The organism is Pseudomonas palmensis (genome assembly GCF_017848315.1).
Lineage (GTDB): Bacteria > Pseudomonadota > Gammaproteobacteria > Pseudomonadales > Pseudomonadaceae > Aquipseudomonas > Aquipseudomonas palmensis.
This window is the reverse complement of record NZ_JAFKEC010000061.1, coordinates 23,579-35,931: the sequence shown is the minus strand read 5'-3', so window position 1 is coordinate 35,931 and position 12,353 is coordinate 23,579. Positions and strand designations below refer to the sequence as shown.

The window sequence follows — 12,353 nt, the reverse complement described above, 5'->3', positions numbered from 1 at the left end:
CCACCGAGAAGCCGCGGCCGAACTCGCCGGCGCGGGCAGCCTCGATGGCGGCATTGAGCGCCAGCAGGTTGGTCTGGCTGGCAACTTCCTGCACGCGCTTGGCCATCTGCTGGAGCTGGCCGGCGTAGCTGCCCAGATGATTAATGGTGGTCAGAAATTCATGCTGGCGCTGGCTGCTGGCGGCGAAGCTTTCGGTGACCCGGCGCAGGCGCTGGTTGGCCTCGCGCAGGTTCTCGCCCACGCCGCCATTGGCCAGCACGTTGTCGGCGTCGTTGAGGCTGTGTTCCAGGCGCTGGTTGATGGCGCCGAAGCGTTCGAGCAACTGGCTGATGTTGTCGCCCAGCAGGGTTCGGCTCTGTTGGAGGCTGTCGATCCAGCTGGGCGCCACCACCGGCAGCAGGGTGTGCAGTGGCGGCTGTTCGAGCACGATGGGCGCGTCGCTGACCGCAGCCACCTGTGCCACGGGGCGCGGGCGCAGCAAGGTGCTGGCAAGCAGTACCAGCGACAGCCCGGCCAGGCCCAGGGGCAGCAGGTCGAGCAGCAGGCCGCAGGCGCCGAGGGCCGTGCCGATCCATATTCCCAGGTACATCCGCATTCCGTGCGCCCACTGCGTCGCTTAAGGTGGGGCGGATCATAGCGATTGCTATTTGACGTCAAAATCGGGACGCCCCTTAAGCCGACCCGTCAGTCACAAAACAGCCGACGCAAACAGGCCCCTGCCGATGTTGATCGGACAGTCAATATAAAAGGCTGGAAAGCTGGCCGAACAACAGGCTCGAAGGTTTTCGCGCAGGGGGCGGGGCGGGGAAAGGCTTAGGTGAATGGCTTAAGCCAATGGCGTGATGGCACATGGCTTGATTGCTACGTTTGAGGGTACAACTGCGGCGCTGCCGGCGCGGGGCCGGCAGCGTCGATGGAATTCAGCGGTGACGCCAGCGTTTGTCGTGCTTGCGATGGCCGTAGTGGTGGCCGCGATCGCGGTAGTGGCGGCGGTCGTCGTAGCCGCGGCCGCGGTTGTTGTAGCGGCGGTCTTCGTCGTCGCTCTTGTTGCCCATGTAGTTGCCCAGTGCACCGCCCGCACCGCCGCCGGCTGCGGCGCCGATCAGGCTGCCGGTGTTGCCGCCCACGCTGCGGCCCACCACGTTGCCGCCGGCCGCACCCAGTGCGCCACCGATGGCCGCCTCGCCGCGGCTGCGCTTGTCGGCACCTACCGCGCTACCGGCTGCACCGCCCAGGCCGGCGCCGATGGCCGAACCGGTGCTGCCACCGATCGACTGGCCAACCACCGAACCCAATACCCCGCCCAATGCGCCGCCGATACCGGCTTCGGTGGAGCCACCTGCCGAGGCAACGCCACTGAGCAGGCCGAGAGACAACAGCAGAATCGAGGAGTACTTCATAAGGGAGCCTCAAAGGGATGACGAGGCGATCCTGAGGCTCTGCAACACGCGCTGGCAACGCAAATCCGACGATTGGCACGACGTGTATACAATTTTATAAGTTACTGTTTTTACAGTGAAACTTAATGCGTTTTTGCGGGTCTGAGCTTACTTGGGACGAAGGCCCTGGCAGTGATGCCAGGGCCTTTTTCTTGACTGCAGTTATGCGCTGAACGAACTGGCCTCTTCGCTGGCAAGCCAGCTCCCACAGCGTTCTGCATGCGCCGCAAGACCCTGTGGGAGCCGGCGTTGCCGGCGAAGGGGCCTAGATGATCCTGGCCGTGGCGCTGGCCGCCTCGATCCTGATCGCCACGAACTTCGACGTCGGCGTATGGCTGCCATCGCCCACGCTTTCCAGCGGCACCAGCGGGTTCACCTCGGGGTAGTAGGCTGCCGCCTGCCCCGCCGGAATGTCGAACGCCAGCAAGGTGAAGCCCTTGACCCGGCGCTCGCGGCCATCGCCCCACAACGACACGATATCGGCCTTGTCACCGGGGTTGAAACCCAGCCGGATGATATCCGCCTCGTTGGCGAACAGCACGTCGCGCTGCCCCTTGACCCCACGGTAACGGTCATCCAACCCGTAGATGGTGGTGTTGTACTGATCGTGGGAACGCATCGACTGCATGATCAGGTCCGGCACCTGGCCGCTGGCGCGCACGCTCTCGTGCAGCAGGTCGTCGGGCAACGCATTGGCCTTGAAGTTGGCCCGCCCGCTGGATGTCTTCCACTGGCGCTGGCCGGCGCTGTTGCCCAGGTAGAAGCCACCGGGGTGCTGCAGGCGCTGGTTGAACCCCTCGAACCCTGGAATGGTGTCGGCGATCAGTTCGCGAATGCGCCCATAGTCGGCCACCAGCCAGTGCCAGTCCACCGGTTTGCTGCCCAGGGTGGCGGCAGCGATTCCGGCGATCACCGCCGGCTCCGAGCGCATCTGGCGCGACAGCGGTTTGAGCTGGCCGTTGGAGGCATGCACCATGCTGAACGAGTCTTCCACCGTCACTGCCTGCGGGCCTTCGCCCTGCAGGTCGATATCGGTGCGTCCCAGGCAGGGCAGAATCAGCGCCTGCTGCCCGTGGATCAGGTGGCTGCGGTTGAGCTTGGTGCTGATCTGCACCGTCAGCTCGCAGTTGCGCAGCGCCTGTGCAGTGCGTTCGGTGTCGGGGGTGGCCTGGGCGAAGTTGCCGCCCAGCCCGATGAACACCCGCGCCTTGCCATCGAGCATGGCGCGAATCGCCTCCACCGTGTTGTGGCCGTTGTGGCGCGGCACGGCAAAGCCGAAGCGGCGCTCCAGTGCATCCAGCAGCGCCACCGGCGGTCGTTCGTTGATGCCCATGGTACGGTCGCCCTGCACGTTGCTGTGGCCGCGCACGGGGCATAGCCCGGCCCCCGGCACCCCAAGGTTGCCGCGCAGCAGCATCAGGTTGGCGATTTCCTGGATGGTCGGCACCGAGTGACGGTGTTGGGTGATGCCCATGGCCCAGCACATGATGACTTTTTCGGCCCGCGCATACATGCGTGCGGCCTGCTCGATATCGGCCAGGCCCAGGCCCGACTGTTGCACGATCTGCTCCCAGCTGCTGGCCTCGACCACTTCAAGGTAGGCCTCCACGGCCGCAGTGTGCTCGGCGATGAAGGCATGGTCGAACACCGCTGGCGCACCTGTTGCCTGCGCCTCGCGCTCCCACTGCAGGAGGAACTTGGCCATGCCGCGCAGCAGCGCCATGTCGCCGCCCAGGGCGGGGCGAAAATAGGCGGTGTTGGTCGGACGATCACCGTTGGTGAGCATCTCCAGCGGGTGCTGCGGGTGCTGGAAGCGCTCCAGGCCGCGCTCCTTGAGCGGGTTCACGCACACCACCTGGGCACCGCGCTTGACCGCTTCGCGCAGCGGTTCAAGCATGCGCGGGTGGTTGGTACCGGGGTTCTGGCCCCAAACGAAGATCGCGTCGGCGTGCTCGAAATCGTCGAAGGTCACCGTACCCTTGCCGACCCCGACGCTCTGGCCCAGGGCCACGCCGCTGGCTTCGTGGCACATGTTCGAGCAGTCCGGGAAGTTGTTGGTGCCGTAGGCGCGCACGAACAGCTGGTAGAGGTAGGCCGCCTCGTTGCTGGCCCGGCCCGAGGTATAGAACTCCGCCTGGTCGGGGCTGGTCAGGCCGTTGAGGTGGCGCGCGATCAGGGCGAAGGCGTTGTCCCAGCTGATCGGCTGGTAACGGTCGTTGGAGGGGTTGTACACCATCGGCTCGGTGAGCCGGCCCTGGTACTCCAGCCAGTAGTCGCTCTGGCCCAGCAGCGAGGTGACGCTGTGGCGGGCGAAGAAGGCCGCATCGACCCGGCGCTTGGTGGCCTCCCAGTTCACCGCCTTGGCGCCATTCTCGCAGAACTTGACCATGCCGCTTTCCGGCGAGTCGCCCCAGGCGCAGCCCGGGCAGTCGAAGCCGCCGTTCTGGTTGGTCTTGAGCAGGGCGCGGATGTTCTTCAGCGCGTTGTCGCTGCCGATCCAGGCCTGCGCCACACTGCGCAGCGCGCCCCAGCCGCCGGCGGCGCCGTGGTAGGGCTTGTAGCGGGGGACCGGCTTCTGGTCGGCTTGATGATGCAGGCTCACGGGCGACTCTCCTGCGCCGGGCTGTAGACCCTTGGCGCACTGTGGTGCGGCAGGTGGATAAGGTTGAGCTGGTGGCGGCGCGCCCATTGCAGCGCCAGGCCGGTGGGCGCAGACAGGCTCACCAGGGTCTGGATGCCGGCGCGCAGCACCTTCTGGATCAGCTCCAGGCTGCAGCGGCTGGTGACTACCGCCAGGCCGCCGTCGAGGGCGATGTGCTGACGCACCAGGGCGCCGATCAGCTTGTCCAGGGCGTTGTGCCGGCCGATGTCTTCGCGGCCCAGCAGCAGTTCGCCCTGATCGTTCATGAACAGTGCCGCGTGCACCGCGCCGCAGTGCTGGCCCAGTGGCTGGAAGGCGCTGATGCGCTGGCGCAGGCCGTCCAGCCAGTGCGGCGGCGGCAGGGGCGCGCCGGGTAGCACCTGCAGATCGGGCAGCGCCTGCTCCACCGCCTCGACGCCACACAGGCCGCAGCCGCTGGTGCCGGCCAGTTGGCGGCGCTGGTTCTTGAGGTTCCAGAAGGCGCGGCTGGCTATCTGCACCTCGGCATGGATGGCCGAGCCGCTGGCCGTGAAGCTCACGTCATAGATGTCGTCGGGGGAGGCGATGATGCCGCTGCCGATGCTGAAACCGACGATGAAGTCGTGCAGATCGGTAGGGCTCACCAGCATCACCGCCTGGCTGATGCCGTTGTAGGCGATCGCCAGGGCCACCTCTTCGGCGAGGTCGGCGCCACCCTGGCTGTTGTCGTCAAGCTGGCGGTAGTCGTAGCGGTTGCTGGCAGCGGGCGCGGCCAGGGGTGTGGACGCCCCGCAGGCCGGGGGTTTGATGGTCATCGGCAGGTACCGGCAGGCAGGTCAGCCTTAAGCCTAGGCCTGCACTCGGGTATCGTCTAATCGCTACTGCCGATGCATTGATAGAGCGCGTCGATCACGCCGGGTCGAGCGACAGGCGGTACTCGGCGATGCAGGCCTCGGCCAGGGCCGAGCGCGGCGCGCTGCGGCGCATGATCAGCCCCAGGGGCGCCAGCGTGGTGGCCTGGTCTATCGGTTGCAGGCGCAGGTGCCCGGTGAGTGCTTCGAGCCCGGCGTTCAGCGGCATCACCGCGCAGCACAGGCCACCCTCCACCGCTTGCACCAGCTGATGAACGGCGTCGGTCTGCAACAGCAACTGCGGGGCCAGGCCGCGGGTGTGGAAGGCGTGGTCGATGGACTGGCGAAAGTGCATGCCGGCGGTCAGCAGGCCCAGCGGCAGCTCGGCCACGGCCTCCCAGCCCAACGGCTGTTCGGCGAATGCGAAGTGACGTGGGTCGAACAGCAGGCCCATGCGTGTGTCGCCCAGGGGCAGGGCCTCGAAGCGCTCGCTGTCGAGACGCTCCAGGTACGACACGCCCAGGTCCAGGCGGTTGCTCGCCAGCTGGTCGAGAATCTGTTCGGAGCTCAACGCGCTCAGCTCGAAACGCAGCTCGGGGTGCTGGCGGTGCAGGCGCTGCAGCAGCGGCAGCGGGTCGAAGCTCGACAGCGGCACCACCCCCAGGCGCAGCGTGCCGGCCAGGTGCCCGCGACAGGCGGCGGCCTCGGCGTACAGGCCGTCGTAGGCCGAGAGTACCGAGCGCGCCCAGGCCAGCACGCGCTCGCCCTGGGCGGTGAAGCCCTCGAAACGCTGGCCGCGGTTGACCAGCGGCAGGCCCAGTTCGCGCTCCAGGTTGCGCAGGCGCATCGACAGCGTGGGCTGGGTCACGTGGCAGCGCGCGGCGGCCTGGCCGAAGTGGCGGGTTTCATCCAGGGCGATGAGGAATTTGAGTTGTTTGATATCCATCGTCGTTCCGGGGCATTGGCAGGCGAAGCATTCTATCTTGTCCTAGACTGCCTGCTCCGGTCATTGATACCTAAGGAGCACAGGATGAGCATTTTTAGTTTCGTGAAAGAAGCGGGTGAAAAACTGATCGACCTGCTCACCCCCGGCAACGCCAAGGCTGACGACCAGTTGAAGGAGCACGTGCAGAAGGTCGGCCTGGGCAACCCGAACATCCAGACCACCGTCGACGGCGACAAGGTCACGGTCAAGGGCGAGGTAGGCAGCCAGGAAGAGAAGGAGAAGATCCTGCTGGCGCTGGGCAACATTGCCGGCGTGGCGTCGGTGGACGACCAGCTCACCGTGACCGGCCCGGTCGTGGCGGCGGCGCGTTTCGTGGTGGTGAAGAAGGGCGACACGCTGAGTGCGATTTCGTTGGCGGTGTATGGCAATGCCAACCAGTACAACAAGATCTTCGAGGCCAACAAGCCGTTGCTGAGCCATCCCGACAAGATCTACCCGGGGCAGACGCTGCGTATTCCGGAGTAAGGCTCCAGCTTGGTGGTGCGGTCTTCGCCGGCAACGCCGGCTCCTACAGGTAAGGTGCCTTGTGTAGGAGCCGGCGAAGCGGCCTACAGCCCCTGCAACAAGTCCCGATAATCTTCCTGCGCCGCAAACTCCGCCGTATCCCGCGGCCCCTTGCGGCTGTCCGGCTGGCGCACTGCCAGCAGGTGCGCCACGCCAAAGTCGCGCGCGCTGCGCAGTATCGCCAGGGTGTCGTCGATGAACAGGCTGCGTGCCGGGTCGAACCCGGTATCCGCGTGCAATGCGCTCCAGAATTGCTGGTCTTCCTTGGGGAAGCCATAGTCATGGGAGCTGATCAGCCGCTCGAAATAGGGCGCTAGCGCCACCCGCTCCAGCTTCAACGACAACGAATCGCGATGGGCATTGGTGATCAGGATCACCCGCTTGCCGGCCTGGCGGATCGCCTGCAGAAAGGTGTCGGCGTCCGGGCGCAGCGCGATCAGGTCGGCCGTTTCCAGTTTCAGCTCGCGCACCGGCAGCTTCAGCTCGGCACTCCAGAAATCCAGGCAGTACCAGTTCAGCGAGCCGGCGTGGCGTTCGAACAGTGGCTGCATTTCCAGCTCGGCCATCGCACGGCTGATGCCATGCAGCTCGGCGTAGCGCTGGGGCAGGTGCTCCAACCAGAAGTGGTTGTCGTAGTGCAGGTCCAGCAGGGTGCCGTCCATATCCAGCAATACGGTATCGATGTCGTGCCAGGCCAGGGAGGGCATGTGAAATATTCTCGTTCGATCCAGACTCGGTGGACGGTATAGTACCCCGTTACCGCCAAGGAGCCGCCCCCTCATGCGCCAGAAACCCACTGTCCTCAGCCGCGAAATTGTTGCAAGCAGCCGCCTGTTCCGTGTCGAAGCGGTCGAGCTGCGCTTCAGCAACGGCACCGAACGTACCTATGAACGCCTGGTCGGGCGCGGCAACGGCTATGGCGCGGTGATGATCGTGGCGATGCTCGATGCCGAGCACGCGGTGCTGGTGGAGGAATACTGCGGCGGCACTGACGAATACGAGCTGTCGCTGCCCAAGGGCCTGATCGAGCCCGGTGAAGACGTGCTGGCGGCGGCCAACCGTGAACTCAAGGAAGAAGCCGGCTTCGGCGCCCGGCAGCTGGAACACCTGACCGAGCTGTCGCTGTCGCCCGGCTACATGAGCCAGAAGATCCAGGTGGTGCTGGCCACCGACCTGTTCGAAGAGCGCCTGGAGGGCGACGAGCCCGAGCCGATGCGTGTCGACAAGGTCAACCTGCGCGAGCTCTCGGCCCTGGCCCAGCATCCGCAGTTCTCCGAAGGGCGGGCGCTGGCGGCGCTGTACCTGGTGCGTGACCTGCTGACCCAGCGCGGCGTGTTCGGCGCATGAACGACCGCGAACTGATGCAGCAGGTGGTGCAGCTGACCCGACAGGCGGGCGCTGCCATCCTGCCCTTCTGGCGTGCGGACGTGGCCGTGCAGACCAAGCTCGATGCCTCGCCGGTGACCGCAGCCGATATCGCCGCCCACGACGTGATCGCCGCCGGCCTGCAGCGGCTGGCGCCCCATATCCCGGTGCTGTCCGAGGAAGACTGCGACATCGGCCTGGCCGAGCGCCAACAGTGGCAGCGCTGGTGGCTGGTGGACCCGCTGGACGGCACCAAGGAGTTCATCGCCGGCAGCGAAGAGTTCACCGTCAACATCGCCCTGGTCGAACAGGGCCGGGTGGTATTCGGCGTGGTCGGGGTGCCCACCACGGGGCGTTGCTACTACGGTGGCCAGGGCCTGGGCGCCTGGCACGAAGACCCGCACGCGCCGGCAGCGCCGATCAGCGTGCGTGCGGCGCCGCCTGCCGGCACCCCGTTCACCGTGGTCGCCAGCCGCCGCCACAGCAGCCCCGAGCAGGAGCGCCTGCTGGCCGGCCTGAGTGCGGCGGTGGGTGAGCTGGAGCTGACCTCCGTGGGCAGCTCGCTCAAGTTCTGTCTGCTCGCCGAAGGCGCCGCCGACTGCTACCCGCGCCTGGCGCCGACCTCGCAGTGGGACACCGCCGCCGCCCAGGGCGTGCTCGAAGGCGCCGGCGGCGAAGTGCTGGGCCTGGACGGCCAGCCGTTCGCCTACCCACCCCGCGAAAGCCTGCTCAATCCTTTCTTCCTTGCCCTGCCAGCCACAGCGCCGTGGCGCGCCAGCCTGCTCGGGCTCGCCTCAGCGGTGTAGCACGTACTGCCCGCCGAACTGCACGGCGGGCGTTTCACTGCCTTCGTTGAACACCTGGGTGTGCAGGGTCAGGCGCGCGCGGCCGTAGCGCTGGTAGGTGGCCACGAAGCGCTCCCAGACCTTGGCCTCGGGCGCCGCGCACACCGCCACGCCGGCGCCGGTGACCGGCAGCGGGTAGCTGATCTGGCCTTCCTGGATGACGATATGCCCGTCGCCGATGCCCGCCTCGCGCAGGCGCAGGTGCAGCCAGCCCCAGCCTGCCAGCACGGCCGCGCAATACAGGCTGCCGCCGAACATGGTGCTCTTGTGGTTGACGTTGGCCGCCAGCGGCAATTGCAGGCGCAGCCGCTGGTGCTGCCAGTCGAGCACCTGCAGGCCCATCTCGCGGGTCAGCGGGATGTCGGCGTGCAGCACGTCCTGCAGGTAATGGCTCGGGTTCATCAGCGGTTGTCCTCGGTGTCGTCGGTGCCACTGGCATTGCTGTCGGCAAAGCTCAGGCCGTGTTTGCGCAGCTTGTCGTGCAGGGTCTTGCGCGGCACGCCGAGGGCTTCGGCCAGGCTGCGCATCGAGCTGTGCGGGCGGGTCAGTTCGGCGGCGATCAGCGAGCGTTCGAACTGCTCGACCTGGTCGCTGAGGTTGCCGCTGCCCGGCGCTGCCTGCGCCTGATCGACCGGGCCAGGGCTGTCGCCGTCCAGGGCCAGTTCCAGGCCCAGGGCGAAGCGCTCGGCGGCGTTCTGCAGCTCGCGCACGTTGCCCGGCCACGCATGGCGCAGCAGCGTCGCACGTTGCGCCGGTTGCAGCACGTGGGGGGGCAGGCCGTGGCGTTCGCTGGCGGCGTCGGCAAAATGCTGGAACAGCATCAGCACATCGTCGCCGCGCTCGCGCAGGGGGGGAATGCGCAGCGGCGCGACGTTTAGGCGGTAATACAGGTCGGCGCGAAAACGCCCCTGGTCGGCGGCCTGGCGCAGGTCTTCCTTGGTGGCGGCGATGATGCGGATATCCAGCGGGATCAGCTGGTTGCCGCCCAGGCGCTCGACCACCCGCTCCTGCAGCAGGCGCAGCAGCTTGACCTGTACATCCAGGCTCATGCTCTCGATTTCATCGAGAAACAGCGTGCCGCCATTGGCGAATTCGAACTTGCCGATGCGCCGCTTCTGCGCCCCGGTAAAGGCCCCGGGCTCGTGGCCGAACAGCTCGCTCTCGACCACCGATTCGGCCAGGGCACCGGCGTTGATCGCCACGAACGGGCCGTCGCGCCGGCTCGACAGGTCGTGCAGCGCGCGCGCCACCACCTCCTTGCCGGCGCCGGTCTCGCCCAGTATCAGTACATCGGCGCGGGTGCCGGCCAGCGCGCCGATCTGCTCGCGCAGCCGGGCCATCGGGGTCGACTGGCCCACCAGGCGCGTGCTCAGTTGCTGGCGATCGCTCAGGGCCAGGCGCAGGCTGCGGTTGTCCAGCACCAGGCGGCGCAGCGCCAGGCCGCGGCGCACGCTGTCGAGCAGGGCGTCGCTGGCGAAGGGCTTTTCGAGAAAGTCGTAGGCCCCGGCGCGCATCGCCTGCACCGCCAGCGGCACGTCGCCGTGGCCAGTGATCAGCAGCACCGGCAGGTCCGGGTCCTGGGCATGCAGTTGTTCGAGCAGTTGCAGGCCGTCGATGCCGGGCATGCGGATATCGCTCACCACCACCCCGGGCCAGTCGCTTTCCAGGCGCGCGGCCAGGCCCTGGGCGTCGCTCAGGGGCAGCACGCGCAGGCCGGCGAGGTCCAGGGTCTGGCTCAGGGCCTGACGCAGGTGCGGGTCGTCATCGACCAGGACGACCTGGGTGCGGCTGTCGATCAGTGTGTCGGTCGTCATGCCGAGGAGTCCTCCGAGGTTTGAAGCGCGGCGCCGGGGGTGGCCACGCGCAGTTGCAGGGTCAGCAGCGCACCGCCTTCCGGGTGGTTGGCCAGCACCAGCTCACCGCCCAGCGCGTTGATCAGCGTATCGCAGATCGCCAGGCCCAGGCCCAGGCCCTGGGTGCGCGTCTTGGTGGTGAAGAACGGCTCGCGTGCGCGCAGCAGGGCCTGGCTGCTGAAGCCCGGGCCGTTGTCGCGAATGGTCAGGTAGACGCTGCCTTCGCGGCGTTCGGCACTTAGCCAGAGCTTGCGCGGGTTGGCCTTTTCGGTCAGCGCGTCGAGGGCGTTGGCCAGCAGGTTGCCCAGTACCTGGCGCAGGCGGGTTTCGCCGGCCTGCACCCACAGGGTGGCCTCGGGCAGGTCGCGCACCAGCTCCACCGCCATCGCCCGGCGCCGCTTGGCCAGCAGGGCCAGGGCGTCGTCCAGTGCCGGCTGCAGCGCCACGCTTTCCGGCGCATGCCGGTCACGCCGGGCGAAGGCGCGCAGGTGGGCGATGATCGAGGCCATGCGCCCGGTCAGTTCGCTGATCAGCTTGAGGTTGCTGCGCGCATCGTCGGTGCGCTGGTGGTCGAGCAGGATCTCGGCGTTCTCGGCGTAGCTGCGGATCGCCGCCAGCGGCTGGTTGAGCTCATGGCTGATGCTTGCCGACATGGTGCCCAGCACCGACAGCTTGCCGGCCTGCACCAGCTCGTCCTGGGCGCGTACCAGTTCCTGCTGGGCCTGCTCGCGCTCCAGCACTTCGGTCTTGAGGCGGCTGTTGAGGCCTTCGAGGGCGGCGGTGCGTTCGGCCACGCGCAGCTCCAGCTCCTGGCGGGCGCGGGCCTCGAAGTCGAGGCGGTCCATGTAGTTGCGCCGGCGCTGCATCACCAGCCCGAGCAGCAGCATCACCACCAGCAGGGTGGCGGCGCCGATGAACAGCACCGTGCTCACCGAGCGGTCGACCAGGGTGCGCGGGGCCAGGATGCTGACCTGCCAGCCGGTCTCGGGGATGGCCTGGGTCTGGGTCAGCCAGGCATCGGGGTTGAGCCTGAGGGGCTTGGGCGTGGTGGTGGGGTAGGGCTGGATCGCCACGATCGCATCGCGCTCGGCCTCGCTGAGCGGGCGCGTGGCGCGAAAGCGCCAGTCGGGGCGCGAGGTGAGGATCACCACGCCGTTGTGGTCGGTCACCAGCAGTTGCTCGGGGGTCTTGCCCCACAGGGTTTCGGTGTGGTCCAGGTCGATCTTGGCCACCAGTACGCCGATCACCTGGTCGCCGTCGCGCACTGCTGCGGCGAAGAAGTAGCCGCGCTTGGCCGAGGTGGTGCCCTGGCCGAAGAAACGCCCCAGCCGGCCCTGCATGGCTTCGCTGAAGTAGGGGCGGAACGAGAAGTTGCGCCCGGCAAAGTTGTCGTGCTTGTTCCAGTTGGAGGCCGCCAGGGTGTTGCCGTTGACGTCCATCAGGTACATCACCTCGGCGCCGGTCTGCGCGCAGATGTCGTCGAGCAGGCGGTTGGCGTTGGTCAGGGTCTCGAGGCGTATCGGGTCGGCCAGCACCGCGCGCAATGCCGGCAGGTCACCGAGGATCTGCGGCAGGGTCTCGTAGCGGTGCAGGGTGCCCAGCAGGTTGGCCACGTACAGGTCCAGGGTCTGGCGGTTCTGGCTGGCCAGTTCCTCCTGGTAGTAGTGCTCGGCCAGGCGTTGCAGTGGCCACAGCAGCGGCGCCAGGCACAGCGCCAGGAGGGCCAGGCTGCGCCAGCGCGGACGGCGGGGGAGGGTCGGGGTCATGGTCATCGCAAACCGGGCTTTGGTGGGGGGCCGCGTTGCAGCCCATCGCGGGTCAAGCCCGCTCCCACAAGGTCATTGATTATCCCGTGGGAGCGGGCTTGACC

At 67.4% G+C, this 12,353-nt stretch carries 12 protein-coding genes; 3 read left to right on the top strand and 9 right to left on the bottom strand.

Annotated features, from left to right (window positions below):
- The 5 genes from JZZ72_RS28150 to JZZ72_RS23560 all read right to left on the bottom strand — a co-directional run.
- Positions 1-589 (bottom strand): methyl-accepting chemotaxis protein (locus JZZ72_RS28150; RefSeq protein WP_328825184.1); only part of this gene is annotated, 589 nt, incomplete at its 3' end.
- 331 nt (positions 590-920) lie between these two features.
- Positions 921-1,400 carry a glycine zipper domain-containing protein gene (locus tag JZZ72_RS23575; protein ID WP_043861639.1) on the bottom strand — a complete coding sequence of 160 codons (480 nt, stop codon included), beginning with the start codon at positions 1,398-1,400 and terminating at the stop codon, positions 921-923.
- Positions 1,401-1,704: 304 nt separating this feature from the next.
- A complete protein-coding gene (locus JZZ72_RS23570) occupies positions 1,705-4,041 on the bottom strand; it encodes an FdhF/YdeP family oxidoreductase (RefSeq protein ID WP_123753352.1) in 2,337 nt (778 codons plus the stop codon).
- Complete coding sequence (gene fdhD, locus JZZ72_RS23565) at positions 4,038-4,874, bottom strand: formate dehydrogenase accessory sulfurtransferase FdhD (protein WP_054915920.1); 837 nt, start codon at positions 4,872-4,874, stop codon at positions 4,038-4,040. The genes JZZ72_RS23570 and fdhD overlap by 4 nt, the downstream gene beginning before the upstream one ends.
- A gap of 94 nt (positions 4,875-4,968) precedes the next feature.
- Complete coding sequence (locus JZZ72_RS23560) at positions 4,969-5,856, bottom strand: LysR family transcriptional regulator (protein WP_210015241.1); 888 nt, start codon at positions 5,854-5,856, stop codon at positions 4,969-4,971.
- An 84-nt stretch (positions 5,857-5,940) separates the two neighbouring features.
- On the opposite strand from JZZ72_RS23560, the gene lysM reads away from it, so the two are divergent.
- Complete coding sequence (gene lysM, locus JZZ72_RS23555; RefSeq protein WP_058541679.1) at positions 5,941-6,381, top strand: peptidoglycan-binding protein LysM; 441 nt, start codon at positions 5,941-5,943, stop codon at positions 6,379-6,381.
- Positions 6,382-6,464: 83 nt separating this feature from the next.
- On the opposite strand, the gene yrfG is transcribed toward lysM, so the two are convergent.
- On the bottom strand, positions 6,465-7,127 hold the full coding sequence (gene yrfG, locus JZZ72_RS23550) for a GMP/IMP nucleotidase (RefSeq protein WP_043861644.1): 663 nt from the start codon (positions 7,125-7,127) through the stop codon (positions 6,465-6,467).
- A gap of 73 nt (positions 7,128-7,200) precedes the next feature.
- Here yrfG and nudE point away from each other — a divergent pair, with 73 nt between their 5' ends.
- Both nudE and cysQ read left to right on the top strand, forming a co-directional pair.
- Positions 7,201-7,767: an ADP compounds hydrolase NudE gene (gene nudE, locus JZZ72_RS23545; protein WP_043861645.1), complete on the top strand. Its 567-nt coding sequence runs from the start codon at positions 7,201-7,203 to the stop codon at positions 7,765-7,767.
- Positions 7,764-8,591 carry a 3'(2'),5'-bisphosphate nucleotidase CysQ gene (cysQ, locus tag JZZ72_RS23540; protein WP_210015240.1) on the top strand — a complete coding sequence of 276 codons (828 nt, stop codon included), beginning with the start codon at positions 7,764-7,766 and terminating at the stop codon, positions 8,589-8,591. Before nudE ends, cysQ begins: the two co-directional genes overlap by 4 nt.
- Here the strand turns inward: cysQ and JZZ72_RS23535 are convergent.
- The 3 genes from JZZ72_RS23535 to JZZ72_RS23525 are packed head-to-tail and all read right to left on the bottom strand — an operon-like array spanning position 8,580 to position 12,255.
- A complete protein-coding gene (locus JZZ72_RS23535; RefSeq protein WP_043861647.1) occupies positions 8,580-9,032 on the bottom strand; it encodes a YiiD C-terminal domain-containing protein in 453 nt (150 codons plus the stop codon). The two genes, cysQ and JZZ72_RS23535, sit on opposite strands and share 12 nt — an antisense overlap.
- Positions 9,032-10,444: a sigma-54-dependent transcriptional regulator gene (locus tag JZZ72_RS23530; protein ID WP_043861648.1), complete on the bottom strand. Its 1,413-nt coding sequence runs from the start codon at positions 10,442-10,444 to the stop codon at positions 9,032-9,034. The genes JZZ72_RS23535 and JZZ72_RS23530 overlap by 1 nt, the downstream gene beginning before the upstream one ends.
- Positions 10,441-12,255, bottom strand: a complete 1,815-nt coding sequence (locus tag JZZ72_RS23525) for a sensor histidine kinase (RefSeq protein ID WP_081315192.1) — start codon at positions 12,253-12,255, stop codon at positions 10,441-10,443. The genes JZZ72_RS23530 and JZZ72_RS23525 overlap by 4 nt, the downstream gene beginning before the upstream one ends.
- Between the last annotated feature and the right edge of the window lie 98 nt (positions 12,256-12,353).

Bases quoted from the DNA above. Each gene is read 5' to 3' on its own strand.
- JZZ72_RS23575 (WP_043861639.1), bottom strand. From the start codon at position 1,400: ATGAAGTACTCCTCGATTCTGCTGTTGTCTCTCGGCCTGCTCAGTGGC.
- fdhD (WP_054915920.1), bottom strand. From the start codon at position 4,874: ATGACCATCAAACCCCCGGCCTGCGGGGCGTCCACACCCCTGGCCGCG.
- JZZ72_RS23560 (WP_210015241.1), bottom strand. From the start codon at position 5,856: ATGGATATCAAACAACTCAAATTCCTCATCGCCCTGGATGAAACCCGC.
- lysM (WP_058541679.1), top strand. From the start codon at position 5,941: ATGAGCATTTTTAGTTTCGTGAAAGAAGCGGGTGAAAAACTGATCGAC.
- yrfG (WP_043861644.1), bottom strand. From the start codon at position 7,127: ATGCCCTCCCTGGCCTGGCACGACATCGATACCGTATTGCTGGATATG.
- nudE (WP_043861645.1), top strand. From the start codon at position 7,201: ATGCGCCAGAAACCCACTGTCCTCAGCCGCGAAATTGTTGCAAGCAGC.
- cysQ (WP_210015240.1), top strand. From the start codon at position 7,764: ATGAACGACCGCGAACTGATGCAGCAGGTGGTGCAGCTGACCCGACAG.
- JZZ72_RS23535 (WP_043861647.1), bottom strand. From the start codon at position 9,032: ATGAACCCGAGCCATTACCTGCAGGACGTGCTGCACGCCGACATCCCG.
- JZZ72_RS23530 (WP_043861648.1), bottom strand. From the start codon at position 10,444: ATGACGACCGACACACTGATCGACAGCCGCACCCAGGTCGTCCTGGTC.
- JZZ72_RS23525 (WP_081315192.1), bottom strand. From the start codon at position 12,255: ATGACCATGACCCCGACCCTCCCCCGCCGTCCGCGCTGGCGCAGCCTG.